Genomic DNA, 25,999 nt, shown 5'->3' on the forward strand with positions numbered 1-25,999 from the left:
CCTCAGTACACGCTTTTCTTGATGGCCGAAGGCATGCCGCTGGGATCGATGATCGAGCCGAACTTCAGCATGTTGTTGGCGTGACCCAGTTGGTGCAGCACGAACGCCTGGTCGATGGCCTGCTGCTGCCCCATCTGGTCCACGGCGCTATTGACCGCCTGCTTGGTGATCTGCAGTGAGAAAGCCGGCTTGCGCGCGATCTGCTGCGCCAGCGCCAGCACATGGTCTTGCAGCTCGGCGCGCGGCACCACGCGGTTGACCATGCCCAGACGGTGAGCCTCCTCGGCGGTCCAGCTGTCGGCCGTGAACAGGAATTCCTTGGCCTTGCGCGGTCCGAGTTCCCATGGATGGGCGAACCATTCGACGCCGCACACCCCCATGGCGACCGTCGGGTCGGAGAACACGGCATCGTCGCTGGCCACGATCAGATCGCAGATCCACGCCAGCATCAGGCCACCGGCGATGCACTTGCCCTGAACGGCCGCGATGGTCGGCTTCGAAAGGTTGCGCCAACGGCGGGTGTTCTGCAGAAAGATCTCCTGCTCACGCGCATAGCGGCCTTCTACACCGGGCTTCTTGAACCCGCCCCAGGTGCCGATCGCGGGCTGCGTCTCGCCCAGGCGAACGGCACCGTCGCCGCTCAGGTCGTGCCCTGCGGAGAAGTGCGGGTCGCTCGCGGCCAGAACGATGACTTTCACCTCATCGTCCTGCACCGCACGGTCGAATGCCTCGCTGAGTTCGTACGACATCTGCACGTTCTGCGCATTGCGGTGGCTGGGCCGGTCCATCACCACGCGGGCGACACCTGGCGCCGCGAGTTCGTAACGGAGCGTGGAAAAGTTTTCGGTGCTCATGGTTCAGGGCAACTTGATGTTGCGGGCCTTCACGATGTCGGCATAGCGCTTGCGGTCGGCTTCGATGGTGGCGGCAAAGACCTCGGCCGGCTCGGCGTCCGACTGAACGCCCAACTCCACGAGCCGCTTGGCGACAGCAGGGTCGCGGATCGCCTTGGCCAGGTCGGCATGCAGGCGATCCACCACGGCCTTGGGCACCTTCTTCGACACGAAGATGCCGCCCCAGCCTTGCACGTCCACGCCGGGATATTTCGTCGCGATGGGGAACGCATCGGGGACCTCGGCTGCGGGCATCTTTTGCGTGACACCAAGGGCACGCAAGTCTCCTGAGCGCACATAGTTCGTGAGCGACAGCGGAGGCTCGATGCTGCAGTCGATACGTCCGGTGCGCAAGTCGGGGTAGGCCAGCGCGAAGCCTCGGTAGGGCACGTGCACGATATCGATGTTCGCCTCTTTCAACAGCAACTCCAATGCAAGGTGCGGTGCCGAGCCGACTCCGATGGTGGAGCAGTTGAGCTTGCCCGGACGGCTCTTCGCATACGCCACGAACTCATCGAAATTCTTGGCCGGGAAGTTCGACGCGACCACGATGGCGTAGGGTGAACTGCCCGTGCGGATCACCGGGACCAGTTCCTCCGGGTCGAAGGGCAACTTCGTCAACGACGGCAGGATCGCCATGGTGGTGGTTTGGTACACAGCGGCGTAGCCATCGGGCGGTGAAGCGAGCAGCGCCTGAGTGGCCACGGAGCCTGCCGCGCCGCCGGTGCGGTTTTCGATCACGATGGGCTGTCCCAGGAACTGCTGCGCTTTTTCAGCAATCGCGCGGATGACCAGGTCGGCCCCGCCACCGGCGGCCGTGGCGACATAGATGCGCAGCGGCCGCTCGGGATACTCCGCGTGCGCCAGCGATGCAGCCATTGCCACAGCGGCGCCGGCAATGGCCATCTTGAATTTCAAAGCTCTCATGGTTGTCTCCTCAGACGTTCAGCGATCTACAGACTTCTCGACACCGGCTCCCCAGTCCTTCTTGTAGCGTTCGTAGTTCTCCGCGTGGTCCGACTTGTGCACGGCCGCGGCGAAGCATTCGTGGGCGAAGTGCATGGCGAAGTCGTCGGTCATCAGGCGCTTCCACGGACGGCGCACGATCTCCACCGTCATGCGGCGCACGATGCGGTCCTGCTGCAGGATGAGATGCGCCAACTCCCATGCACGGGGCAACAGCTTCTCGCGCGGATGGACCTCGTTGATCAGGCCCCACTCCAGCGCTTCATTGGCGGGAATGCCCTGGTAACGCGTGTACATCGCATGCGCGGCGCGCTTGGTCCCAAGCAGCTGCTGGTACACCAGAAACTGTCCATCGCCAGGCGCCATGCCTCCACAGTAGTGCCGTTCCCAGAACAGCGTATCGTCGGCGGCGATCGTGAGGTCGCACAGCAGGCCGAATTCGGTGTGGAATCCCGGCCCGTTGATCACGGAGATGATGGGGAAGTTGCGCCCCCAAAGCACGTTCTCGACCAGGCGGGTGCCGTCGACATACCAGAGGTCGTAGATCGAGTTGACCCGTGTCTCCGGATCGTCCTCGACGGCTTTGAAGCTGGCGCCATCGCCCGTCTTGATCCAGTGGTCGCCGGTCCCCGTTAGGATCATGCATTCGTTCTCCGGGTCCTGGCCTACGTACTGGAACATCTGAGGCAGGGCACGGTGCAGTTCGAAACCCCAGAGCGCCTCCTTGCCCAGGGTATGGAAGCGGACTTCCAGGATGCCGTTCTCGCGGCGCATCACAAAGTGCTCTTTCAACCTCTCGCTGTATTCCTCCAAAGGAATGTGAGGAACAAAACTCGTCAATGACATGGCCGGAACTCCTGGATGGACGTTGCGGCGTCTGGGTTCGCGCCGCATCACGGCCCGAAATATAGGTAGAGGGCGCCGGGCCCGCCCCTCCCATGGCGGGAGGGGTGAGGGAGGGCACGCGGGGTTCGCTTACTCGATCAACCCCAGCCGCCTGGCGCGCCCCACCGCCGTGCGGCGATCGCCCGCCTCCAGTTTGGTGAACAGGTTCTTGACGTGCCATTTCACCGTCCCGTCCCCCAGCTCAAGGCAATTCGCAATCTCCTTGTTGCTCATGCCCTTTGCCAGGAGCGTGAGGACCTCCTGCTCACGTTGCGTCAGCAGCGTGGCGGCCTGCCTGGGGAGCGCTTGCGCCATCGGTGTCTGGGCCGACGCAGCAGGTGCTGGTGAGGTCTGAGCGGACAGGAATGGCTCCAGCACCGGGTCCACCTCCAGCAACAACCGCTGCAGTTTCAAGGACACCGCAGAGCTGGCCGCGTCGGCGAGATCGGCCTCGACCGTGCCCGATTCGTGCCAGGCGATCGCCGCCCGCACAAGGCGCGCCTCCAGTTCGACACGGCGCCTGCCCATGTGCTGGGCGCGTTCCGTGGCCTGCTGCGCCGAGCGGTGCGCGGACTTCCAATGCCTACGCAGCATCGCCCCGCGCGCTTGCGCAAGGTGCAACTGCAACACGACATCGCCCTCGCACAGACCACGCGCCGCCGGCCGTTCGCTCACCTGCAGCAACTCGTTCAACAGGGCTTCGACGGTGGTGGAACGCCCTGCAACCGCGTGCAACCGGATCAGTTCACCCAGGGCCACGGCTTCGTTGCGCGTGAGCGCTCGGGCCGCGGCACGCTTGCGAAAGGTTTCCAGGATGCTGAGTGCGCGATGTTCCTGTCCATCGACCCGCGCCAGGGTGGCGGCAGCGACCGTGGCCAACGCGCAGCCCCCCGGCAGCAGCCCGGGATCGATCAGGTCATGCCGGTCGGCCAGGAGCAAGCGGGCGCGCGCGGCATCGCCGAGTTCGCACGCGGCGAACGCCATCGTCCCGCCCAGCAGCACCGCCGGGCCGCTTCGGCGACCCAGCAGTTCCTCCACCCATGCGAGCACCGGCGACAACAGTTCCAGCGCGAGAACGGGCTGTCCCTCGTTCAGGTAGCCCACCGCCTTGAGTTGGTGCGCCAAGGCCTCGGTCAAGGCGGCCTCGCCCGTCCCGGTGAAGGACACAGGCCACGTGGCAGCACTGCCCAGCGGCCCATGACGGCCGGAGGTCTCGTCCAGCCAGTGGCGCATGCTGAAGAACGGCAGGCGCCAGGCCACGTCGTCGGTGGGTGGCTCCAGAGGCCACGGCGCGATGCAGTGCTGCGCCGCATCGGGATCGTCGGCATGGACAGCGGCACTGCCACAGACGAGCGCGGCCTTGTACCGGATCGATTCGCAGCCATGCGACAACAGGTCCGCCACCAGGCACCTGGCCCGCTCGCCGCCCCCCGCCACGGCCCAACTGCGGGCGACCGACAAGCGCAGGTCGACCGATTGCATCACCTCGGATTCGGGAAGCCGTTCCAGCCAGTCGGAGACAAGCTCCAACTTGCCTGCGCGGTGGGTGGCAAGAATGCCGTTCTTCACGCACTCGATCGCCAGTGCCTGGTCGGGGGCCGCGAACGCGTGATGGGCTGCCGCATCCCAGTACCCGCGGTCGGCGAACCACCGCGCCGCCCTCGCGTGCCAGTGGCGCAACCGGACGGCCGGCAGTCCATGCGCCTCCTTGCGCAGCGGCTCCAACGCCAACTGGTGCAGCCGGAACCACTCACTTCCCTCACCCTCTATCAGGAGGCCGGAGCCCGCGCGCAATTCGTCGATCACGGTCGCCACGTCGGGTTGATCGTCGATGGCCGCGCACAGGGAAACGCAGAAGTGATCCAGCAAGGACACCTCCAGCAGAAACTGCCGCGCACGTGGAGACAGATTGGCCGTGGCCTTCTTGAGGAGAAACGCACTGGCACCTTGTGCCTGCGTCTGCGCATCCATCAGGGCGGCCTCGTGCGGTGGGGCCACCTTCAGACGCGCGGCCGCGATCTCCAATCCGACGGGCCAGCCTTCCGTGAGCCGGTGAAGCCGGGCGAACAGATTGGAGTCGACATATTGCGGGCACTGGGCGCAAAGGAATTCGAAGGATTCCTCCAGCGTGAAGGCAAGGTCCTTCTGCGTGAGCTGAGCCAGATGGCCATAGGACTGCAGGTCTGCCACCCAATCGCGTTCCTGCAGAGGGCGGGTGCCGACCAGCAACCTGCAATGGTCTGGGAGTTGCCGGACCAACTGGAGCAAGACCGCCTGGGCGCGCGCGTCTGTGACGCGCTCGAAGTCGTCCAGCACGAGCAAGGGAGGATTCGCGAGAGCCGCCCACTCGGCCGCGAGGTGGGACACAGCGCCATCGGCATGCTCGAGGGCTTCGCTCGAGGCCAGCGCGTCAAACGCAAAACGGTGGCGCCCCGTCGCCTGTTGGATGGCCAGGGCAATGGCCTCGACCACATCCAGGGCGGTGTCCCGTTCGGCCAGCGTCACCCAAGCGACCGGCGCACCTGCGGCCATGGCCGCGCGCCGCCATTGCGCCAACAACACGGTCTTGCCAAACCCGGCAGGGGCTTCCACGAGCAGCACCCGGGTCTCGTCGTGAAGCCTAAAGAACTTCTCCAACCGCAAGCGAAAGACGAACCCTCTTCGGATCTTGGGTGCAATGACCTTCAGCGCGAGAGACGGCTTGTGCACACACGCTCCTTGATTCGACACGCCTCGCTGAGCGCCGGAGCATTCTAGTTCCCGTGGTGCTTCATGGCCTCAAGATGGTTCGCCATGCCCTCCCGCGTTCAGCCAGCCCCCTCACGGAGCTTCGATCTTGGCCTCTTTGATGATCTTGGCGAAGGTCTCGGTGTCCTTCTTGATCAGGGCGGCAAACTCGGCCGGGCTGCTGATCAGGGGCTCGGCTTCGATGGCTTCGAAGCGCTTCTTCACATCGGGCGTTTTCAGGATCTCCTGGATCGCCGTGCTGAGCTTGTCGATGATCGGGCGGGGGGTGCCGGCAGGCGCCATCAGGCCGTACCAGCTCTGCACGTTGAAGTCGGCCATGCCGGCTTCGGCGAAGGTGGGCACGTCGGGCAGGGAGGCCAGACGCTGCGGGCCGGTGACGGCCAGCGCGCGCACCTTGCCCGCCTTGATGTGCGGGATGTACACGGCCGGAATCTCAATCGCGTACTTCACCTGGCCACCCATCAGGTCCGTGGCGAGCTGGCTCGTGCCCTTGTAGGGGATGTTGACCGGACGCACGCCGATCTTGGCGTTGAACATTTCACTGGCCAGCCGGCCGATGCCGGCCGCGCCCACGGTCGGATACGGGTAGTCGTCCGGCTTGGCCTTGATCGTCTGGATCAGCTCCGCCAGATTGCGCGCGGGCATGCTGGGGTGCGCCAGCATCACGAAGTTGTTGACCAGCAGCGTGGCCACGGGTGTGAAGTCGCGCGTGGAGTCGTAGGGCAGCTTGGGCATGAGCCCCGGGTTGATGGCGAAGCTGCTGTTGGCGAAGAACAGCGTGTACCCATCGGCCGGCGACTTCGCCACGTGGTCCGCACCGATCACGGTGTTGCCACCGGGGCGGTTGTCGATGACCACCGGTTGGCCCCAACGCTCGGTGAGCTTCTCGCCGATCAGCCGCGCGGCGTTGCTCGTGCCGCCCCCCGTCGCAAATGGCACGACGATGCGGATGGGTTTGTTGGGGTAGTCGTTCGCGGCTGCCGCGCTCGACAACATCAGTCCTGCGGCCGCCAGTGACAGCGCGCCCAGCATCGTTTTCTTCATGAGGTTCATCTCCAGGTTTGGTTATGTCTTCGAGGTGTGGATACCGACGAGAAGTGGTGGGATCCACACCTCCATGCCGGCAGTTTAGGAAGCTCGTTATTTCACGACAAGCAACGTTTTTCTATCGATTGATATAGTTTTGGTGTAAAAACAGTCCGCGGTCCAAATTTGGCCATCACGCTCCATTACGCTTTCAAACTGTGTAAATGCAAGTCAACTTCAAACATCTCCGCGCATTTGTCACGATTGCAAACCTGGGCAGCTTTGTCGAAGCGTCGAAGGCGCTCCATGTGACACAGGCAGCGCTGAGCAACGCGATGCGCGAGCTGGAGTCCATCGTCGATTTGCGCTTGCTGGACCGCACGACACGCAAGGTCACGCTTTCGGCGGCCGGGGCGCAATACATCCGATACGCGGAAAAAGTCCTCCTTGCGCTGCAGGAAGCCGAGCGCTGCACCCGCGAACTGCGCAACCACAGGGCGGGCGTGGTGCGCATCGCCACGTCGCGCCTGGTGGGCTGGTCTTTGATGGCACCGGTGTTCGCTCAGTTTCACCGCCTGCACCCGGACATCCGCGTGTTGCCGGTCGATGCCCTGATCCAGGACATCCGCGCGACGGTCGAGACAGGCCAGGCCGACATGGCGATCTCCACCTTCGCGGACTCGGTGAAGCACGACCAGATCGAGACCACGCCGCTTTTCAAATCGCGGGTGCACGCCGTCTGCCATTGCGAACACCCCTTGGCCGAACGTCGCAGCGTGACCTGGTCCGATCTGGAACGCGAGCCGCTGATCTTTGTCGGGAGCTACCCGCTGTTGCGCCTGCGGCTGGAACTGGGCAAACCCTTCGAGCCGGCCAACATCTATGAAGTGGGTGACATGACCGCCGCCTTGGGCATGGTGGCGGCGGGCATCGGCCTGTCGATCTGCCCGGGGCTGGTGCGCTCGGCCACTGGCGTTCACCAGTTGCGCATGATCGAGTGCGAGTCGCCGTCCATCGTCCGTCAATACAACCTCTTCACCAACCGCATGCGCACCGCCTTGCCCGTGGCCGACGTGCTCAAGAATTTTCTGATCGACTATTTCGCCAAGACCGGCGGCTTGTGCGTGGAAGATCCGTCGCTGGGCATGGTGGCCTGAGCACGGCAAACGCGTGTACGCCCTGTCGCGGGTCTTCAGGAATCGCAAGACTGGCCTCACAGGTCCAGCACCAGGCGCGCCGAGCAAGAACGCGAGCAGCAGGGCGTGAACTGGTCGTTCTTCGCGCGCTCGTCATCGGTGAAATACATGTCCCGGTGTTCCGGCGTGCCTTCGAGCACCCGCACGACGCAAGTGCCGCACACCCCTTGCTCGCACGAGGTGCCCACTTCGATGCCGTGCCGGGCGAGGGCCATGGTCACGGGCTCGTCGGCGGGCACGGGAACGACCTCACCGGTAGACGCAATCTGGACCTCGAAGGCGCCGTCGCCACCCGTGTCGATGACCGCTCCTGCGAAGTACTCGCGGTGCAGGCGGTCCTCGCTCCAGCCCGCCGAGCGTCCGGCGGTCAGCACCCAGTCCATGAAGCCGCCCGGTCCGCATACGTACAGGTGCGCATCCCTGGCCCTCGGCGACTGGAGCAGGGCTGCGGCATCGAGCTTTTGGGACGGCTCGCCATCGTCGTGGTGCCAGGCCACGCGCTGCGCAAACGCACTCGCTGCAATGCGCTCTGCAAACGCGGTGGCGGCGCGCAAGCGCGTGCAGTAGTGCAATTCGAACGAAGCGCCCTGCTCGGCCAACGTGTGCGCCATCGCCAGGATGGGCGTGATACCGATGCCGCCGGCCAATAGCACGTGGTGCGGCACGCCTTCGGCCAAGGGAAAGTGGTTGCGCGGTGCGCTGATGGAGAGCTCCTCGCCCTCCTCCAACGCGTGCATGCCCGTGGAGCCACCCCGCGATTGCGCGTCTCGCAGCACGGCAATTTCGTAGCGTTGCGTCTCGCCTGGCGGGTTGCACAACGAATACTGCCGCACCAACCCGCAGGGCAAATGCACGTCGATGTGCGCCCCCGCCTTGAAGGCTGGAAGGCTTGCGCCGTCGAGCGAACGCAGCTCGAAGAGCGCAATGTCGGGCGTCTCGGCATGTTTGCGCGCCAAGCGCACCCGCAGGGTGTTCGCCGTGTTCATGGCCGTCAGATGACTTTGACGCGCAGCTCGCCCACGCCTTCGACGCCACCGGTCATGAGGTCGCCCTTCACCACCGGGCCGACACCTTCGGGCGTGCCGGTCATGATGAGGTCGCCGGGTTGCAGCTCCCAGGCGGCGGAGATGTGCTCGATGACCTCGGCCATGTTCCAGATCAGCGAAGCCACCGTGCTCTTCTGCCGTACCTGGTCGTTCACCCGAAGCCAGATCGGGGCCGTTTCGATACCAGGCACCTGCGCTGCCGGGGTGATGGGGCTGATCGGCGCGGAGTGGTCGAAGCCCTTGCCGATGTCCCACGGGCGGCCGATGTCGCGTTGCGCCAGTTGCAGGTCGCGGCGGGTCATGTCCAGGCCGACGGCGTAGCCATAGATGTGCGCCATGGCATCGGCGGCGGCAATGTTCTTGCCGCCCTTGCCGATGGCCGCCACGAGTTCGATTTCGTGGTGCAGGTTCTGCGTGAGCGGTGGGTACGGCATCTCGCCGGTGGCGCCGGTGGGCACGACCACGATCGCATCGGCCGGCTTGAGAAAGAAGAACGGCGGCTCGCGGCCGGTGAAGCCCATTTCCTTGGCGTGTTCGGCGTAGTTGCGGCCCACGCAGTACACGCGGCGTGCCGGAAAGAGCGCCGACTGGCCCACGACGGGGATGCCGACGGGCGCGGGCGCAGCGAAGGTGAACGTGCCCATCACATCAGTCCGCCGAAAGAGCCACCGTCGACTTGCAGGTTCTGGCCCGAAATGAAGCTGGCCTGCACCGAGCACAGGAACGCGCAGGCACTGGCCAACTCTTCCGGTTTTCCAAAGCGCTTGGCCGCGATGCTGTCGGCAAAGACCTTGCGCGCCTCCTCCATCGTGATGCCCTTTTGCTTCATCAGCCGCTCGGCCATGAAACGCTGGCGCGGCGTGTCGATGCGCTCGGGGAGCACGTTGTTGATGGTCACGTTGTCCACCGCCACTTCGCGCGAGAGGGCCTTGGAGAAGGCGGTCAACGCGGTGCGCGCAGCGGCCGAGAGCGACTGGTGGGCGCGCGGTTCTTTCACCATCGCCGAGGTGATGTTGACGATGCGGCCGAACTGGCGCGCGCGCATGCCGGGCACGTAGTGGCGAATGAACAGCGCGTGCGGGATCATGTTCTTCTCGAACGCACCCACCCACGCGCCGTGGTCCCACTCATCGAGGCTGCCGGGCTTGGGGCCTTCGTTGTTGGTCACCAGGATGTCCACGTCCTTCACCTTGGACAGGATGGTCTGGCGGCCTGCGTCGGTCGTGACGTCGGCGCTGACGGTGTAGACATTGCCCTTGGCGGTCTTGCGCAGTTCGGCGGCAGCGGCTTCCAGGCGTGTGCTCTCGCGCGCGTTGAGCCAGACGTTCACGCCCTCTTCGGCCAGCACCTTGGCGCAGGCCAGGCCCAGGCCGCTCGACGAGGCCATGACGAGCGCGGTGCGCCCGGTGATTCCCAGATCCATAGTGACTCCTTGTATTCGTGTGTGACGTTATTTGCCGCGGCCGGCCAGTTGGCGGGCTTTGTCCAGCGTGGGGTAGGTCTTGCTCGCGCCGCAGACGAGGATGCGGTAGCCCTCCTCGTAAGCGCGTTCGACGTTGTCCATGCCCACGTGCGGGTGCGCCACCGGCACGTTGAACTCGTTGCCGATCGAGCGGATTTGCGCCATGGCGTCGAGCAGGTCGGGGTGGTTGTACTGGCGTGGCACGCCGAGTTCCTGCGACAGGTCGCCCTCTCCGATCATGATGGCGCCGATGCCCTGGACCTCGCGCAGCATCTCGCGCAGGTTGCCGATGCCTTCGACGTCTTCGATCATCAGGATGGCGAGGATTTCCCCATCCGGATTGAGCGGCCACACATCGGCCTTCTTGTAGTACTCGTCGCGCGACAGGCCCCAGTAACGCGAAGCGGCCATGCCACCATCGCCGCGCTGACCGAAAGGTTCGTGCAGCGGATGGCTCTTGAGCGTGGGGTAGCGGCAAGCGGAAATGGCGGCGTAGGCCTGCTCCACCGTGCTCACGTGCGGCCACACGATGCCGTAGGCGCCCAGGTCCAGCGCCTGCTTGGCCATCCACTGGTTCATCTCCGCGCCGTTGGCCGGAATGCGCACGATCGGCGTGACCGCGGGTGCGATCGAGCCCGAGTTCGCGATCTGCTTGCGGTTGAGCAGGTACTGGAAGGTGTCGCGCAGCGCGAGCGCGTCCCAGGGGTTGTGCTCGCACTCGATCATGATGCCGTCGTAAGCTGTGGTGCTGAAACCGATGGCGCTCTCTACCGTGGGCGGACAGAACGACATGGTCGCCACTTCGCCGCGTTCGAGACAGCGGATCAGGCCGTTGAGGCGTGTCTTGCTCATGCTGCGACGGCCTCCAGATGCTTTTCACGGCGTTCCAACGCGGCCTTCAGGCGCGGGAACACCTTGAGCGCGTTGGTCTCGTAGATCTTCTTGCGCGATGCTTCGCTGAGCGCCTTCGCTTCATCCACATAGCGGCGCGTGTCGTCGAAGTAGTAGCCGGTGTTGGGGTCGATGCCTTTCACCGCGCCGACCATTTCGGAGGCGAACAACAGGTTGTCGTGAGGGATCACGTCGGTCAACAGGTCGATGCCGCGCTGGTCGTACACGCAGGTGTCGAAGAACACGTTCTGGAACAGGTGCTCTTCCAGCGACGCGCGCTTGAGGTTGAGAGCGAGGCCCCGGTAGCGGCCGAAGTGGTAGGGCACCGCGCCGCCGCCGTGCGGAACGATCACGCGCAGGTTCGGGAAGTCCTTGAACAGATCGCCCTGGATCAGCTGCATCACGGCCGTGGTGTCGGCGTTGATGTAGTGCGCGCCGGTGGCGTGGAAGCAGGCGTTGCACGAGGAAGACACGTGCACCATCATCGGCACGTCCAGCTCCACCAGCTTCTCGTACAGCGGGTACCAGTGGCGGTCGGTCAGCGGTGGGTCTTTCCACCAGCCCCCTGACGGATCGGGGTTGACGTTGACCCCGACAAAGCCGAGTTCGTTGACGCAACGCTCCAGCTCCGGGATGCAGTTCCTGGGCGAGACGCCCGGCTCTTGCGGCAACTGGCAGGTGGCGGCGAAGTTGGCCGGGTACAGCTGCGTGAGGCGGTAGATCAGGTCGTTGCAGACCTGTGCCCACTGGGCCGAAACGCGCTCGTCGCCATAGTGGTGCTGCATGCCGGCCGCTTTGGGCGAGAAGATGGTGAGGTCGGTGCCGCGTTCGCGCTGGAACTTCAGCTGGGCTTTCTCGACCGACTCGCGCAGCATCTCGTCGGTGATGCCGAGATCCTCCACCTTGGGCCGCAGGGCCGGGTCGATCATGCCCGCGAGTTGGCGGGCGCGAAAATTCTCCAGCGCCTTGGGCGCGGTGGTGTAGTGACCGTGGCAGTCAATGATCATGGGAGCTCCAACTCAAGAAAAAAATCAACCGTTGTCGGGAACGGCTGCAATAGCCATCAGTTGCAACAAGGCACCGCCCCGCAGGGCTTGCACGGTGGTGTGCCGCGCGGGGCGGTCGTGTGGATCGGGGAAGTGGCGCAGCCACTCGGCATTGACCGCGTCGCGCAAGGACTCGTCCACGGTCAGCACCGTGACCTGCCCCACGTCGGCCATCGTGGCGCCACCGTTTTCCAGCAGCTGGCGCAGGTTCTCGAAGGCGTGAAAGGCCTGTGCGGTTGCGCCTTCGGCCAGCTTGCCGGTCCTCGGGTCCTTGCCGGCAATGCCCGACGTGAAGATCATGTTGCCCACGCGGGCGCCCATGGGGATGGGGGCGGATCCGTGGCCCAGGCCTTCGACGTCGAGGGAACGGGGGCGGCGCATGCTCATGTGTGGGTCTCCTTGTTGCGTATGACAGCCATCAATTCGAAAGGGGTTCGGCGGCCCAATAGCAGAAGCCGGCCCCCACGCCCGTGCCCGCTTCGCTGCGGTAGAGCGGTTGGTACTCGGCCATCTGCAACGGCAAGTGGTCGACCGCACCGGCGGTGAGGATCCAGTTCAGGATTTCCGAAGAGCCCGAGCGCAGCGCCTCGCGCGGCACCGAGCGCAACCCCTGCTCGTTGCCCTCGCGCAAGGCGTCGATGACGCGCAGATCGAGCTGTTCGTCCACCACGAAGTGCGACAGGCCACCCGAGGCCACGACCGCCACTTTCAGGTCCGACGGCATGGCCTCGATCGCCGCGCGCAGCTTGCGACCCACGTCGTAGCAGCGGCTGGCGCTGGGCACGTTGGGCGCGAAATAGGTGTTGAGCATCACCGGCACCACCGGCATGCTGCGGCGGAACAGGCGCTTGACGATGAAGCCGTAGGCGTGGCCGAAACCAGCCTTGCTCGGGTCTTTCACGCCGCCCACGGAGGCCACGTCGACCTCCATGTCGATCAGGCGTTCGATCAACTCCCAACCAAACTTACCGGCGGCGGGCAGGCGGTAGATGTCGTCCATCAGGAAACCCTTGCCGACCTGTTGCATCCAGTCGGGCGAGCTCTTGGTGTACTTGCCGGTGGTGGTGACGATCTCATCGCCGTGGTAGATCGCGAACGCGGGCTGGTTGTCGGATGAGAACAGCTCGGCTTGGTCATCGCCCACGATCACCACCACGTCGGGTGCGGCGCGCTCCAGCACATCACCCAGGCGATCCAGCGCCGCGTGGGCGGCTTTCTCGCGTTGTTCCATCAGGCCGATCTCGACCTGATCGCGGAACTTCGGGCCGCGCTCGGCCAGCAGCTCGGGGTAGTTGACCGTGCGGCCATCGGACAGCGTGAGCTTCGGGTTTTTGAAGTCGACCTCGGCGCGGTGTTGCCACTGGCTCGCCGACAGGTTGAGCATGGGGCTGTGGCTCGTGCCAATGCCCAGGGTGATCTGTGCCATGGTGTTCTGAAGGTGGGTGGGCGGAGGTGCGCGTGCTTACTCGGGCAGGATGCCCAGCGTCTGCCACTCGGCGCCCTTGGGGATCACGCCCTCGAACGAGCGGATGCGGCGGTGCGGCGTACGGGGCTCGACCGTGCCGATCGGGGGTTCACCACGGGCGAATGCTTTGACGGCTTCGACCATCACGCGGCGGAACTGCGCCACGGCCGCGTCGCTGGTGCCCAGGCGCTCTTTGCTGCGGTCGCTGATGGCGCCCATGCTCACCCACATCATGCTGTCCTGGTTGGCGATGCCGCGCACACCCGTGAAGCTGCCGTTGCGCATGGCAGTGCGGTCCTGCAGGAAGCGGTTGGCCGGCGTGCGCAGAGGCCAGTAGTCCTCGTCCACATCCACACCGACGGTGGCGCCCATGCGCGCACGCCACACGTCCTGCGCCACACCCTCGCCCTCGGTCTGGTCATCGGTCCAGCCCACAAAGTAGAAGCTGGTGCTGACGTCGTCCCGCGGGACGACGAACTGGATGGTGCTGTAGGTGCCGTTCGGTGGCGAGAGCACGATGCAAGGCGCAATAAAGGTTGCGATGCGGGCGTACTCTTCCGTCTCCGGGTTGGTGATGGGCGTGCGCAGCGCGACGTAACGCATGCCGTATTCGGTGCGGTGCACGTGCAGGCGCGGCGCCTTGTCCACCGAAGGACGCGTCAGCGTGTGCGTTTCGGCCAGGCCGGCGCGTGTGGTATTGCCCGTGGGGCGGATCTCGCTGGAGTGCAGCAGGGATGCGTGCGCCGAGTCGATGCCGCCTTCCACGATCTGCGCCCAGTTGCAAGGCAGGTTGATCTTCGCGATGCTGATGCGCGGGTTGGTGCCATTGGCGAAGGCCGGTGGCTCGAACTCGGGCATGGTGGCTTCGTCGCCCATATAGATCCAAACGAAGCCATGGCTCTCGCGCACCGGATAAGCCTTGTGCTGGATCTTCTTGGGCTCGGCGCCCTCACGGCGAACCTCGGCCGGCGTCTCCACGACCTGGCCTTTGACGTTCATCTTCCAACCGTGGTACAGGCAGCGCAGGCCACCTTCTTCGTTGCGGCCGTAGTAGAGCGAAGCGCGGCGGTGCGGGCACAGCTCGTCCATGACGCCCACGCGGCCCTCGGTGTCGCGGAAGGCGACGAGGTTTTCGCCCAGCACGCGCACCTTGATCGGGTCGCCGTCGGGCTCGGGCAGCTCCTGCGACATGCATGCCGGCAGCCAGTATTGGCGCATCAGCTTGCCCAGGGGGGCATCGTTTTCGACTTGGGTGAGAAGGTCGTTGTCCGCTTTGGTCAGCATCGGGTTACCGCTCCATGGCTCTGTGGTTGAGAGCTAGTGTGGGTTTGCCGACCTCCTCGGTTATCAAGAATTTTTTTGATTGATATCAAAAAATTCTTGATAGGAACTGCACGATTTCGGTCACATCGCCGACTGCTCGCTTTCGGTCTTGGCCAGCTTCATGAGCATGTGAACGATGGGCGAGAGATGGGCCTCTCGCCACACAAAGTAATAGTCCGAGTCCCCGATCACGGGGAGTCCGGGTACCTCGACCAAGACCCCGGAAGCCAGACGCTCCTTGATCAACACGTGCTGCGCATAGCCCAGGCCGCTGCTGTTCTGGATCATGTCGCCCAACACGCGGGAATCGTCGCAGGTGTTGACGTTGCGCATATGGCCGCCATGCTCGCGCAGGATGTCGCTCTGTTCGGTGTACAGGCGCGACGTCAGCGGTGGGGTCCATACCGGACCGCAATTGATGAGATCGTCCAGACGGGGCGGCTCGGTTGAGCGCGGGTAGGGCGCGTAGCGCTCCCACCGATCGGGTGTGGTCACCCAGATGCCCATGGAACGGCGTCCCAGACGCTCGGTGTGCAGGCCGGGGTAGTCGATCTTGCCGGCGGTGACGGCGATGTCCAGCTTGTCCTGATCGAGCAAAGGAATGAGCACGGTGGAGATGCCGATGGAGATGTGAAACCGCAGCTGTGTGTTGGCCGACTGCATGCGACCGATGACCTTGCCCAGCCAGGCCGACATGGCGATCTGCCCGCAGCCCACGCGGATGCTGGCGGGAACAGGCGCCTCGCGCTCGTTCAGGATCTCCTGCAGACGAAAGAACAAGGGCTCGACCTGCTCCAGAAGTTGGCGGCCCTTGGTGGTGAGCTCCATGCGCTGCCCACGGCGCGTGAACAGCCGATAGCCCAGCACCGCTTCGAGCTCGCGCACGCGGGCCGAAATGGCCGGCTGGGTGGCGTCCAGCTTGCGCGCAGCGCCACTGAAGGAGCCGATATGGGCCACGGAAAGCGCGGTTTCCAGATGCAGCAAAGTGGGTCGTGACACGTGGGCGGATTCCGTCAAGGAGGGAGAGGGCGATGCCCTCGGCAGGCACCGAGTTTAGAACCCCGATCGGCCATCCCGATCGCCGTCAGCGCATGAAGCGCGCGAAGAAGCCCGCAAGCTCCTCGTGGGCCTCCAACGGCAACACATGCGCGATGTACTGGTCCGGCCTCACCACGACCAGTGCCCCCTGCGTCCGGTGAATCCCGCGCAGCGCGAAGATGTCCCGGCCCGCGCGCGGGTCGGCGCAGAACAGCTTCTCGTGGTCCCGCAACCCGTAGCGGCCCTTGGGCGGGCAGAGCAGCATCGGCACGGCCTCCAGGTTCATCTCGGTATGGCGGCACGGGAAGATGGCGCGCAGATCGAACACGGCGTCCACGTCCTGCCCGGCGGGCGTGAAGCGGCGCAACGGTGAATCGTCGGCCATTTCCAGAAAGCGGCACAGCGCGCCGACGCCACCGTCTGCCACGCCCGGCCGCTCCGATGCGGCGGCGAAGGCGTACAGGCGCCAACGCCCATCGGCCTTGGCCACGTGTCCCAGCTCCAGCGGCCGCGCATCGAAGGCGCGCAGCACCGGCGCGGAATGAAAGCGCGTGCCCACCACGAAGCCGGTCGCCAGGGGCTGGTGGGTGGCCTCGCCGCAGATGAGAGACGGCCGGTAGTGCGTGCCCATGCCGGCGGTGAAACGGCCGTGCTGCTCGAAGTAGGTCTGGAATTCCTTGGGGTCCACGCCGCGGGATTGTCCGTTGGCGTCCTGTTGCAGGCGGTCGCTGAACATGGCGGCCCACTCGCGGTCGAAGTCGATCAGCTGCTGGGCCACGACCTGGCGTTCCTGTGTGTAGGTGCGCAGCAGTTCCGGGCCGCTCTGCCCCGCCAGCACGGCGGCCAGCTTCCAGCCCAGGTTGAAGGTGTCCTGCATGGAGAAGTTCATGCCCTGCCCGGCTTTGGGACTGTGCGTGTGGCACGCGTCGCCCGCAATGAACACGCGCGGATGCGCCCGGGGATCGTCCACGTCGTCCACGTTGTCGTACTGGTCGCAGATGCGCTGGCCGATTTCGTAGACCGACCACCAGGGCACTTCCTTCACGTCGAGCTTGTACGGATGAAGAATGCGCTGCGCGGCGGCGATGAGCTGTTCGAGCGAGATGCCCCGGCTGGCCACGCGTTCTTCTTCGCCCAGCTTGTCCATCTCCACGTAGAAGCGCACCAGGTAGCCGCCTTCGCGCGGGATGATGAGCAGGTTGCCTTGCGCCGACTGCACGGCCACCTTGTGGCGGATGTCGGGGAAGTCGGTCACGCAGAGCATGTCCATCACGCCCCAGGCGTGGTTGGCCGAATCGCCCACGAGCTGGCGGCCGATGGCCTTGCGCACTGCACTGCGCGCGCCATCGCAGCCGACCACATAACGCGCCTTGAGGGTTTCGATCTGGCCGGCGTGGGCTGCATCGGTGCGCTCCAGGCGCACGGTGACCGGGAAGTCCTGCGCCCGGTCGTCGATCGTCAGGCCCGCGAAGCTGCGCGCGTAGTGGGGCTGCAGGCGCGTGGGCGAATGGCGCATGAAGTCCAGATAGAAGTCGTGCACGCGCGCCTGGTTGAGCACCACGTGCGGGAACTCCGACAAGCCGTCTTCTGTGTCCTGCACCCGCCCGTGGCGCACGATACGCGCGGGGTGCTGTTCATCGGGCTTCCAGAACGTCACCTCGTTGATCCAGCAGGCTTCCTTGAGCACGCGCTCGCTGAAGTTGAAGGCCTCGAACATTTCCATGGTGCGGCAGGCGATGCCGTCTGCCTGGCCCATCTGCAAGGGGCCGTCCTTCTGGTCCACGATGCAGGTGCGGATGTGCGGAAATACCGAGAGCTGCGCGGCCAGGGTCAGGCCGGCCGGGCCGCAGCCGACGATGAGCACGTCTACCTCGGGTGGCACTGAATCGGTGTGGGCCAGGGCCAAGGGCGAGGCATCGGCCACTTCGGGGCTGCCGGGTGTGAAACCGTTGAGATGGAATTGCATGGCGCGCATTTTTCGTTCGACGCTCTATCTCGGCAACCATGTAAGCCGATAATACGTATTCGATTTTTAGATATTGGTGCAACGACGAAGCGCAAAGGCGGAGAAAAAGACCATGGCCAAACTCGACCTCGAATGGTTGACCGTGTTCGATGAGATCTACCGCACGGCGAGCGTGTCCAAGGCGGCGGAGCGGCTGGGCATTTCGCAAGCGGCGGCCAGCACCGCGCTGATCAAGCTGCGCGCGCACTACGGCGACACCCTGTTCAGCCGCACGGCGCGCGGCATGCAGCCCACGCCTTACGCGCAGGCCATACAGCCCTCGCTGCGCGCGGTACTCGACCACCTGGAGCAAACGCACCGCAGCCGCGGCGGCTTCGAGCCGAGCGAGGCGCGGCGCACGTTTCGCATTGGCATGACCGACATCAGCGAGATCGTGATCCTGCCCACCCTGCTCAACCACCTGCGCCAGATGGCGCCGGGCGTACAGGTCGACATCGAAAAGATCTCCACCGACAGCGTGCGCCGACTGCAGGATGGCGAGGTGGACCTGGCCGTGGGCTTCATGCCGCAGCTGGACGCGGGCTTCTACCAGCAAGTGCTGTTCGCGCAGAACTTCGTGTGCCTGGTGGCGGTGGGGCATCCGCGCATTGCCGCTCGCCTGAGCAAGGCGGCGTTCAGCCGCGAGGGACATGTGCTGGTCAGCTCATCGGGGACGGGGCACGCCATCGTCGACAAGGTGCTGGAGCGGGCTGGCGTTGAGCGCTCCGTGGTGTTGCGTGTGCCGAGCTTTCTGGGGGTGGCGCGGATTGTGGCGGAGACCGAACTCATCGCTACGGTGCCGCAGCGCTATGGGGAAGTGATGGCGACGCGCGAGCGGATCCGCTTGCTGCCGGTGCCGCATGCCTTGCCACAGTACGACGTGAAGCAGCATTGGCATGAGCGGTTTCATACCGATCCGGGGAATGCGTGGCTGAGGCGGACGATTTTTGATTTGCTGGGGGATACCGGCAACGAGGTAAGGGCAAGCTTGAAATAGGGGCGCACGCGCCAACACCAAACGTATACTCCCAACCCGTGCCGCAAGGCATATCCGCTAGGGGTGTTGCGACTGACAAGCCGCGACTGAGAAAGTCCCTTTGAACCTGACTGAGGTAATCCTCGCGCAGGGAAGCAGGCCGATACCGCTCCTCGCCAAACACCACACGCGGGGGCTTTGGCCCAGCCCACCTGCCTCAACTTTGCACGGAGCAAATTGATGGCATCCGCCCATTCCCCATCGTCCCCGGCCAACCAGGCCCTCACTCCCGTGCCGCAAGGCAACAGGGTCTTCCATTTCCACGAACACGCCGCGCTCTGGTTCAGCCTGGGCACGGGCTTGCTGGTCATGCAGATCGGCGCTTACCTCGTGCCCGCGGTGGGCACGCGCGATGCGGTCATCGCGATCCTGCTGGGCTCGCTCATCGGTGCCGGCCTGCTGGCCTGGACCGCGCGCCTGGGTTGCCAGACGGGCCTGTCCAGCGCGGGCCTGATGCACGCCACCTATGGCAGCGCGTTCGCGCGGTTGCCGGTGCTGCTCAACATCGCCCAGTTGCTGGGTTGGACCACGTTCGAGCTGGTGATCATGCAAGAGGGCACTGTCGCCATCGCCACGCAGACGCTGGGGCTGGAGGTGGGCGGATTCACCGGCAAGCTGCTGGCCACGCTGCTGTGGGGGGCCGTGCTCACCGCGCTCATGGCCGGCTCCATGCTGACGCTGGTGCGCCGCTTCGTGAGCCGCTTCGCGCTGCCCCTGGTGATCGCCTCGCTGGCCTGGCTCACCTGGCAGTTCGGCATGCGCCTGCATGCGCAGGGCTTCGATGCGTTCTGGAATCGCCCGGGCGCGGGCGGCATGGGCCTGTTCTCCGCGATGGACCTGGTGATCGCCATGCCCGTGTCCTGGCTGCCGCTGGTGGCCGACTACGCGCGCCACGGCAAACGCGCCGCGTCCACGTTCGGTGGCACCTGGCTGGGCTACGCGCTGGCCAATATCTGGTGCTATGCGTTGGGTGTACTGGTGGTGAGCACGGTGGAGCCGGGCACGAACCTGGTGGGCGCCCTGTTGCTCGCCCAAGGTGGCTTGATCGCCCTGGGCCTGATCCTGCTCGACGAGATGGACAACGCTTATGGCGACGCGCACTCGGGCGCGGTCTCGCTGCACAGCCTGCGCCCGCGCTGGAGCATCCGCGCCGCGGGCCTGGGCTTCGCCGTGGTGTGCACGGCGCTCGCGCTGGTGCTGCCCATCCACACGCTCGAGCCGTTCCTGCTGCTGCTGAGCTCCGTGTTCGTGCCGCTCTACGGCGTGATCCTGGGCCGCCTGGGCACGGGGGCGCAGGTGGTCGGCGCGCAACGCGCGGTGGACTGGAGTGCCGCCGGCCTGTGGGTGCTGGGCATCGCCTTCTACCACCTGCTCAAGGCCTACGCGCCCGATTGGGGTTCGGCGCTGCCGACCCTGGCGCTCACCTTTGTGCTGGCTGCGCTATCGCGGCCACGCGGTGCCGCCGGGCTCACACCGGCGCAGGCCTGATGCGCAAAGCCATCTCAGCCTCGCGTGACCTTGGCCGTGGCCACGGGCGCGTGCCCATGGTTGAGCGGGCCGTGCCCGGCACCGGTGTACACGTCGGCCCCCTGGGCGATGGCCTGCAGGATGTAGGCGCGCGCCTGTGCCACGGCCTGCTCGAGCGGCTGGCCCAGCGCCAGGTAGGACGCGATCGCCGAAGACAAGGTGCAGCCCGTGCCGTGCGTGTTGCGGCTCGCGATGCGCGGCGAACTCAGGCGCCGGGGTTCGCCCGAGCGGCTGAGCAGCAGGTCGGTCACCGTGTCGCCCGGCAGATGGCCACCCTTGAGCAGCACGGCCTGCGTGCCCATGGCGAGCAGATCGCGCGCGGCGGCTTCGAGCTCGTGTGCACCGCCAATAGGCCGGCCGAGCAGGAGCGCGGCCTCGTCCAGGTTGGGGGTGACCACGGTGGCCAGCGGGAACAATTCCGCCACCAGCACCTGCACCGTGTCGGCCGCAATGAGCCGGTCGCCGCTGGTGGCCACCATCACCGGGTCGAGCACGACCTGTTTCACGCCATAGTGTTTCAAGGCCCAGGCCACCGTGCGCACAATGTCCGGTGCGTGCAGCATGCCGATCTTCACCGCGTCCACGCCGATGTCGTCGAGCACCGCGCTCAGCTGGGCTTTCAGCATCTCGGGTGGCACGCCGTGGATGCCGCTCACGCCCAGCGTGTTCTGCGCCGTCAAGGCGGTGATGGCCGTCATGCCGTAGCAGCCCAGGGCCGCAAAGGTTTTCAGATCGGCCTGGATGCCGGCGCCGCCGCCGCTGTCGGAACCGGCGATGGACAGCACGCGGATGTAGCGTTGGGGTTCGTTGCTCATGGCGCGATTCTAGAGAGGCTCCCCCCGCGCGGCTTCGCCGCTCCCAGACCTCAAAATAAACCGACATGACCGTCACCACCACCATCCTCGGCGCAGGCCTCATGGGCCGCCTGCTCGCCTGCGCCCTCGCGCAACGCGGCCACACCGTGGAGGTCTACGACGCCGGTGGCCCCGAGGCGAAACACGCCGCCGCCCACGTGGCCGCCGCCATGCTCGCGCCGCTGGCCGAATCGGCCGTGACCGAACTCAACGTGGTGCGCATGGGCCAGCACGCGCTCACGCGCTGGCCGCAAATGCTGGCCCAGTTGGACCAGCCCGTGTTCTTCCAGCAGCAAGGCACGCTGGTGCTGTGGCACCGGCAGGACGCGGCCGAGGCCGAGCGCTTCGCGGGCCAGCTCGCGCGCACCAGCGCCGCCCTGCCCTCGCTGCCGCAGGCGCAACGCCTGGACGGTGCGGCCCTCACCGCCCTCGAACCCGCCCTCGCCCACCGCTTCGCGCAAGGCCTGTACCTGCCCGACGAAGGCCAGCTCGACAACCGCGAACTGCTCGCCGCGCTCGCGCACCAGATGCAGGTGCTGGGCGTCCAGGTGCACTGGCACACACCGCGCACCCCCGAGGACATCGACCCGGGTCCCGACGCCTGGCTGTTCGACTGCCGTGGCCTGGGCGCGCAGCCGCAATGGCCCGCGCTGCGCGGCGTGCGCGGCGAGGTGGCGCGTGTGCTCGCGCCCGACGTAAGCCTCTCGCGCCCCACGCGCCTGGTGCACCCGCGCTACCCGCTCTACATCGCACCCAAGCAGAGCGGGCTCTTCGTGATCGGCGCCACCGAGATCGAGTCCGACGACCTCTCGCCCGCCAGCGTGCGCTCCACACTCGAACTGCTGAGCGCCGCTTACACCGTGCACCCGGGGTTTGGCGAGGCGCGCATCGTCGAGCTGGGCGTGCAGCTGCGCCCCACCCTGCCCGACAATCTCCCTGCCCTGCGCCTCACCGCGCCGCGCAGAATGTCGATCAACGGCCTGTACCGCCACGGCTTCATGATCGCGCCCGCCGTGCTCGACGCGGCGCTCGAACTCATGGAACAGGACCACTCGCCCCTGGCCGAATCGCTCGGCCTGGCAGTGCTCCGCTGAAGAAAATTGGAACCCTGCATGAACGTGCTCATCAACCAGGAACCCCGCGAATTGCCCGACCACGCCACGCTGGCCGACGCCCTGAAGGTGTGGGAACCACCGGCGGTGTTCGCCGCAGCGGTCAACCTGCAGTTCGTGCCGCGCACCGCGTATGCGCAGCACCGCCTGAACGACGGCGATCGCATCGAGATCATCGCCCCCATCACCGGAGGTTGAAACGACATGGACATGACCACTCCCGCCACCCACGAAGACCCCTTGCTGCTGTACGGCGAAAGCTTCGCCAGCCGGCTGCTGCTGGGCACCTCGCGCTACCCCTCGCCGGCCACGCTCGAAGCGGCGGTGCGGCGCGCGCAACCCGCCATGCTGACCGCCTCGCTGCGGCGCCAGGGCGCCGCGCAACCCGAGGCCGGCAACGCCTTCTGGAAGCTGCTGCAAGACCTGGCCGTGCCGGTGCTGCCCAACACCGCCGGCTGCCACACGGCACAAGAGGTGATCACCACCGCGCAGATGGCGCGCGAGGTGTTCAACACGCCGTGGATCAAACTCGAACTCATCGGCGACGACTACAGCCTGCAACCTGACACGCTCAACCTGGTCGACTGCGCGCGCCAGCTCATCAACGACGGTTTCAAGGTGCTGCCCTACTGCACCGAAGACCTGGTGCTGTGCCAGCGGCTGGTGGACGTGGGCTGCCAGGCCGTGATGCCCTGGGCCGCGCCCATCGGCACCGGCCGTGGCCCCGTCAACCCGTATGCGATGCGCCTGCTGCGCGAGCGCCTGAACGTGCCGCTGATCGTCGATGCCGGCCTGGGCCTGCCGTCCCACGCCTGCACCGTGATGGAGTGGGGCTTTGATGCCGTCCTGCTCAACACCGCGGTGGCGCTGGCGCAGTCGCCTGTAGACATGGCCGGTGCGTTTGCCGACGCCGTGCGCGCCGGCCGCGCCGCCTTTCGCTCGGGCGCGATGCAGCCGCAGGACAGCGCCCAGCCCAGCACGCCGGTGATGGGCACGCCGTTCTGGCACCACAACTGAACGCCGTCGCCAATCCCCGCCGTTCGCAGAAGCACAGAGGCCCTTGATGAGCACCACGATCACTTCCACCGAGGCGATGGCGCAGGCCATCGTGGACGCGCACCGCGCCACGCTGGCACTGCCGCTGAAGCCCAACGCGGTCGCGCCCGCACCCGCGTCCGACGACCCGGTGTTCATCGCCGCCTTGCAGGCCTGCCACGCGCTGGGCTTCATCGACGCCGATGCGCTTTGCGTGGCGCGCGCGTGGTCCCACCGTTCGCGGCGCACCGGCCACTTCGACCCGCTGCAATGGCCCGACGAACCGGCCGACTTCGACATCGCACCGCACCCGCGCGGCAACGCGTATGCGCGCGTGCCCCAGCCCATCGGCCTCTACGCGGTCATGCCCGATGCGGCCTGGACCATCCGCATGGCACGCGCGGGTGTGCCCACGGTGCAGTTGCGCTTCAAGTCGGGCGACGCGCAGGCCATTCGCCACGAAGTGCGCGCGGCGGTCGAAGGCGTGAAAGGCACAGACGCTTGCCTGTACATCAACGACCACTGGCAGGAAGCGATTGACGCCGGGGCCCACGGCGTGCACCTGGGCCAGGAAGACCTGGAAGCCATGCCTGCCGAAGGCCTGGCCGCGATCCGCCAGGCCGGCCTGCGCCTGGGGCTGAGCACGCACGGCTATGCGGAAATGCTCATCGCCGAGCGCCACAGCCCGAGCTACATCGCCATGGGCGCGGTGTTCCCGACCACGCTCAAGCAGATGGCCACCGCGCCGCAAGGCACGGGCCGCTTGCGCGTGTACGCGCCGCTGCTGCGCGACGTGGAGCACATGGCGATTGGCGGCATCGACTTGAACAATGTCGCCTCAGTGGTCGCCACCGGCGTGCGCAATGTGGGGGTGGTGCGGGCCTTGATGGCGGCCGACGATCTGGACGCGGCCGTGGCCGAGTGGAAGGCCGCGCTCGGCTCCCGCTGAACCACCGGGCCGAGACGCAGCCTCACTGGGCGGCGGCCAGCTCGGCTGCCTTGCCCGCGTCCCGGCTCGCAGGCGCGGCCACCAGGAGATCGGCGATCTCCTTGATGTCGGCGCAGGTCTCCAGCGACTGCAGCAACGCACAGGCGGCCTCGGCCTTGGCCACCGGGAAATGCGCGAACCGCGCGCAGTCCATGAACTTGGCGTGCAGTTCGTCCCAACCCAATGGCCGGGCCGGGTGCCCGGGTGCAACGCTGAGCCGACAGGTTTCGACGGCGCCAGACGCAAGCGTCACGCTCACCTGCACGAACCCCTTGGCGCCTTCCAGCGCGCCGCCGATGGCCTGCGGGTCGGTGGTGCCACACACGTCCATTTCACAAGCCTCGATCTTCTTCAACAGTGCCTGAATCGCCGGCCGGTTCACCGCCTCATCGGTAAATGTCTGCAGTGAATAGGCGCCATCGAGCACACCGGCAGCCAGGACGTATTGCAAGCTGAATTTGCCTTCGAAGCCGGTCGTGGGACGGGGATAGATCGCGCCCTGCATGCCACCCGGATGCATCCAGCACGACAGGTGTTGCAGCGACGCCGGGGTGAGATCAACGCGGCTCTTCAGATCGAGCACGGCGTGCATCGGGCGTTGCAGCGCGTTGTAGCAGGCGAAGTTGCGCAAGCCGACGCCGGGCGAGCGGATCGCCCACGGTTCACCCCACGCGCGCAGCACCGCCTCGGTGTCGGAGGCAGCGTCGCCATAGGTTTCGAAGTAGCCCGCGTTCGCCTCCAGCGCTGTGGTGCAAGCCGTGACGCCGCTTTGCGCCAGGTTGACGGCATGGACCGACCACTGCGCCGCCCACCCCGTGTGCAAGGCCTTGGTCATGGTGCCGAAGTTGCAACGCAATCCGCTGGACATGGAACTCGCCATGCCAAGCGCGGCGGCAATGGTCTGCTCGTCGAGCCTGCGCAAGCAGGCCAGCACGGCGACACCGACAAAAACACCTAACGCACAGGTGCCGTGAAAGCCTCGGTCGTAGTAGCCCTTGGTGAGGCCCACGCCCAGTTTGGAACTCACTTCCAGGCCCACGATGTGCGCTTCGATCAGGTCTCGCCCGCTGATGGTTCGAAGATCCAGCTCGGCGGCCACCACCGCCATCACGATCGCGCTGGGGTGTCCGGGCATGGTGGACACCACATCGTCGAAGTCCAGTGCAGCGCCGAAGGTGCCGTTCACCAGAGCCGAAAGTTCGGGGGGCAGCCGCCAGTCCGTTCCCAACACGCGCGACGGGCCCTTCTGCGGCGACATGCCGAGGTAGTTCAATATGGGCTCGCGCAATTCGGACATGGCGCCGCCGACCATCACGGCGAGCGTGTCCATCACCACCTTGGCCGATTGCTCGCGCTCCCATTCGCTGAAGTGCTCGATCCGAGCGGTGTGGATGCGCCGCGCGAGGCCCTGGGTCAATGAGGTCATGGATGAAAGTGTCCGTTTGAGAAGAGGCAAA

At 66.0% G+C, this 25,999-nt stretch carries 24 protein-coding genes and 1 riboswitch; of the genes, 7 read left to right on the top strand and 17 right to left on the bottom strand.

Annotation, left to right across the window (positions count from 1 at the left end; translation table 11 throughout):
* Nucleotides 1-2: 2 nt before the first annotated feature.
* The 5 genes from F9K07_RS22845 to F9K07_RS22865 form a co-directional block, all read right to left on the bottom strand.
* Nucleotides 3-854: an enoyl-CoA hydratase gene (locus F9K07_RS22845; protein ID WP_159595599.1), complete on the bottom strand. Its 852-nt coding sequence runs from the start codon at nt 852-854 to the stop codon at nt 3-5.
* Between the two features lie 3 nt (nt 855-857).
* Nucleotides 858-1,820: a Bug family tripartite tricarboxylate transporter substrate binding protein gene (locus tag F9K07_RS22850; RefSeq protein ID WP_159595600.1), complete on the bottom strand. Its 963-nt coding sequence runs from the start codon at nt 1,818-1,820 to the stop codon at nt 858-860.
* 18 nt (nt 1,821-1,838) lie between these two features.
* A complete protein-coding gene (locus F9K07_RS22855; RefSeq protein ID WP_159595601.1) occupies nt 1,839-2,705 on the bottom strand; it encodes an enoyl-CoA hydratase/isomerase family protein in 867 nt (288 codons plus the stop codon).
* A 129-nt stretch (nt 2,706-2,834) separates the two neighbouring features.
* Entirely contained in the window at nt 2,835-5,453 is a 2,619-nt protein-coding gene (locus F9K07_RS22860; protein WP_159595602.1) for a LuxR C-terminal-related transcriptional regulator, read from the bottom strand.
* Nucleotides 5,454-5,564: 111 nt separating this feature from the next.
* A complete protein-coding gene (locus tag F9K07_RS22865) occupies nt 5,565-6,536 on the bottom strand; it encodes a Bug family tripartite tricarboxylate transporter substrate binding protein (RefSeq protein WP_159595603.1) in 972 nt (323 codons plus the stop codon).
* A gap of 206 nt (nt 6,537-6,742) precedes the next feature.
* Between F9K07_RS22865 and F9K07_RS22870 the strand changes: the two genes are divergently transcribed.
* Nucleotides 6,743-7,675 carry a LysR family transcriptional regulator gene (locus F9K07_RS22870; protein WP_159595604.1) on the top strand — a complete coding sequence of 311 codons (933 nt, stop codon included), beginning with the start codon at nt 6,743-6,745 and terminating at the stop codon, nt 7,673-7,675.
* A 56-nt stretch (nt 7,676-7,731) separates the two neighbouring features.
* Here F9K07_RS22870 and F9K07_RS22875 read toward each other — a convergent pair whose 3' ends face one another.
* From F9K07_RS22875 to F9K07_RS22920, 10 genes are all read right to left on the bottom strand, one after another.
* A complete protein-coding gene (locus F9K07_RS22875; protein WP_159595605.1) occupies nt 7,732-8,700 on the bottom strand; it encodes a PDR/VanB family oxidoreductase in 969 nt (322 codons plus the stop codon).
* A gap of 5 nt (nt 8,701-8,705) precedes the next feature.
* Nucleotides 8,706-9,404 carry a fumarylacetoacetate hydrolase family protein gene (locus F9K07_RS22880; RefSeq protein WP_159595606.1) on the bottom strand — a complete coding sequence of 233 codons (699 nt, stop codon included), beginning with the start codon at nt 9,402-9,404 and terminating at the stop codon, nt 8,706-8,708.
* Entirely contained in the window at nt 9,404-10,183 is a 780-nt protein-coding gene (locus F9K07_RS22885) for an SDR family oxidoreductase (protein WP_159595607.1), read from the bottom strand. The genes F9K07_RS22880 and F9K07_RS22885 overlap by 1 nt, the downstream gene beginning before the upstream one ends.
* Nucleotides 10,184-10,210: 27 nt before the next feature.
* A complete protein-coding gene (locus tag F9K07_RS22890; protein ID WP_159595608.1) occupies nt 10,211-11,074 on the bottom strand; it encodes an HpcH/HpaI aldolase family protein in 864 nt (287 codons plus the stop codon).
* Complete coding sequence (locus tag F9K07_RS22895; protein ID WP_159595609.1) at nt 11,071-12,120, bottom strand: amidohydrolase family protein; 1,050 nt, start codon at nt 12,118-12,120, stop codon at nt 11,071-11,073. The genes F9K07_RS22890 and F9K07_RS22895 overlap by 4 nt, the downstream gene beginning before the upstream one ends.
* Nucleotides 12,121-12,144: 24 nt before the next feature.
* Nucleotides 12,145-12,546: a RidA family protein gene (locus tag F9K07_RS22900; protein WP_236581450.1), complete on the bottom strand. Its 402-nt coding sequence runs from the start codon at nt 12,544-12,546 to the stop codon at nt 12,145-12,147.
* A gap of 31 nt (nt 12,547-12,577) precedes the next feature.
* Complete coding sequence (locus tag F9K07_RS22905) at nt 12,578-13,585, bottom strand: extradiol ring-cleavage dioxygenase (RefSeq protein ID WP_159595610.1); 1,008 nt, start codon at nt 13,583-13,585, stop codon at nt 12,578-12,580.
* A 36-nt stretch (nt 13,586-13,621) separates the two neighbouring features.
* On the bottom strand, nt 13,622-14,908 hold the full coding sequence (locus tag F9K07_RS22910; protein WP_159595611.1) for a Rieske 2Fe-2S domain-containing protein: 1,287 nt from the start codon (nt 14,906-14,908) through the stop codon (nt 13,622-13,624).
* Nucleotides 14,909-15,028: 120 nt separating this feature from the next.
* Nucleotides 15,029-15,946 carry a LysR family transcriptional regulator gene (locus F9K07_RS22915; protein ID WP_159595612.1) on the bottom strand — a complete coding sequence of 306 codons (918 nt, stop codon included), beginning with the start codon at nt 15,944-15,946 and terminating at the stop codon, nt 15,029-15,031.
* Nucleotides 15,947-16,031: 85 nt separating this feature from the next.
* Complete coding sequence (locus tag F9K07_RS22920; RefSeq protein ID WP_159595613.1) at nt 16,032-17,951, bottom strand: FAD-binding monooxygenase; 1,920 nt, start codon at nt 17,949-17,951, stop codon at nt 16,032-16,034.
* A gap of 112 nt (nt 17,952-18,063) precedes the next feature.
* Here F9K07_RS22920 and F9K07_RS22925 point away from each other — a divergent pair, with 112 nt between their 5' ends.
* Nucleotides 18,064-18,987, top strand: a complete 924-nt coding sequence (locus F9K07_RS22925; RefSeq protein ID WP_159595614.1) for a LysR family transcriptional regulator — start codon at nt 18,064-18,066, stop codon at nt 18,985-18,987.
* Nucleotides 18,988-19,036: 49 nt separating this feature from the next.
* Nucleotides 19,037-19,137: riboswitch (TPP riboswitch) on the top strand.
* Nucleotides 19,138-19,206: 69 nt separating this feature from the next.
* Nucleotides 19,207-20,514, top strand: coding sequence for a purine-cytosine permease family protein (locus F9K07_RS22930; protein WP_159595615.1), 1,308 nt, complete (start codon nt 19,207-19,209; stop codon nt 20,512-20,514).
* A gap of 14 nt (nt 20,515-20,528) precedes the next feature.
* On the opposite strand, the gene thiD is transcribed toward F9K07_RS22930, so the two are convergent.
* A complete protein-coding gene (gene thiD / locus F9K07_RS22935; RefSeq protein WP_159595616.1) occupies nt 20,529-21,368 on the bottom strand; it encodes a bifunctional hydroxymethylpyrimidine kinase/phosphomethylpyrimidine kinase in 840 nt (279 codons plus the stop codon).
* A gap of 65 nt (nt 21,369-21,433) precedes the next feature.
* Between thiD and F9K07_RS22940 the strand changes: the two genes are divergently transcribed.
* From F9K07_RS22940 to F9K07_RS22955, 4 genes are read left to right on the top strand one after another with little or no spacing between them, the layout of a single operon-like run.
* Nucleotides 21,434-22,501: an FAD-dependent oxidoreductase gene (locus F9K07_RS22940; protein ID WP_159595617.1), complete on the top strand. Its 1,068-nt coding sequence runs from the start codon at nt 21,434-21,436 to the stop codon at nt 22,499-22,501.
* A gap of 18 nt (nt 22,502-22,519) precedes the next feature.
* Nucleotides 22,520-22,717, top strand: a complete 198-nt coding sequence (gene thiS / locus F9K07_RS22945) for a sulfur carrier protein ThiS (protein ID WP_159595618.1) — start codon at nt 22,520-22,522, stop codon at nt 22,715-22,717.
* Between the two features lie 12 nt (nt 22,718-22,729).
* Nucleotides 22,730-23,536, top strand: a complete 807-nt coding sequence (locus tag F9K07_RS22950) for a thiazole synthase (RefSeq protein WP_159597060.1) — start codon at nt 22,730-22,732, stop codon at nt 23,534-23,536.
* A gap of 46 nt (nt 23,537-23,582) precedes the next feature.
* Entirely contained in the window at nt 23,583-24,503 is a 921-nt protein-coding gene (locus F9K07_RS22955) for a thiamine phosphate synthase (protein WP_159595619.1), read from the top strand.
* Nucleotides 24,504-24,525: 22 nt separating this feature from the next.
* Here the strand turns inward: F9K07_RS22955 and F9K07_RS22960 are convergent, their stop codons facing one another.
* A complete protein-coding gene (locus F9K07_RS22960) occupies nt 24,526-25,968 on the bottom strand; it encodes an MmgE/PrpD family protein (protein WP_159595620.1) in 1,443 nt (480 codons plus the stop codon).
* Between the last annotated feature and the right edge of the window lie 31 nt (nt 25,969-25,999).

The organism is Hydrogenophaga sp. BPS33 (assembly GCF_009859475.1).
In the GTDB taxonomy this organism is placed as follows: domain Bacteria; phylum Pseudomonadota; class Gammaproteobacteria; order Burkholderiales; family Burkholderiaceae_C; genus Hydrogenophaga.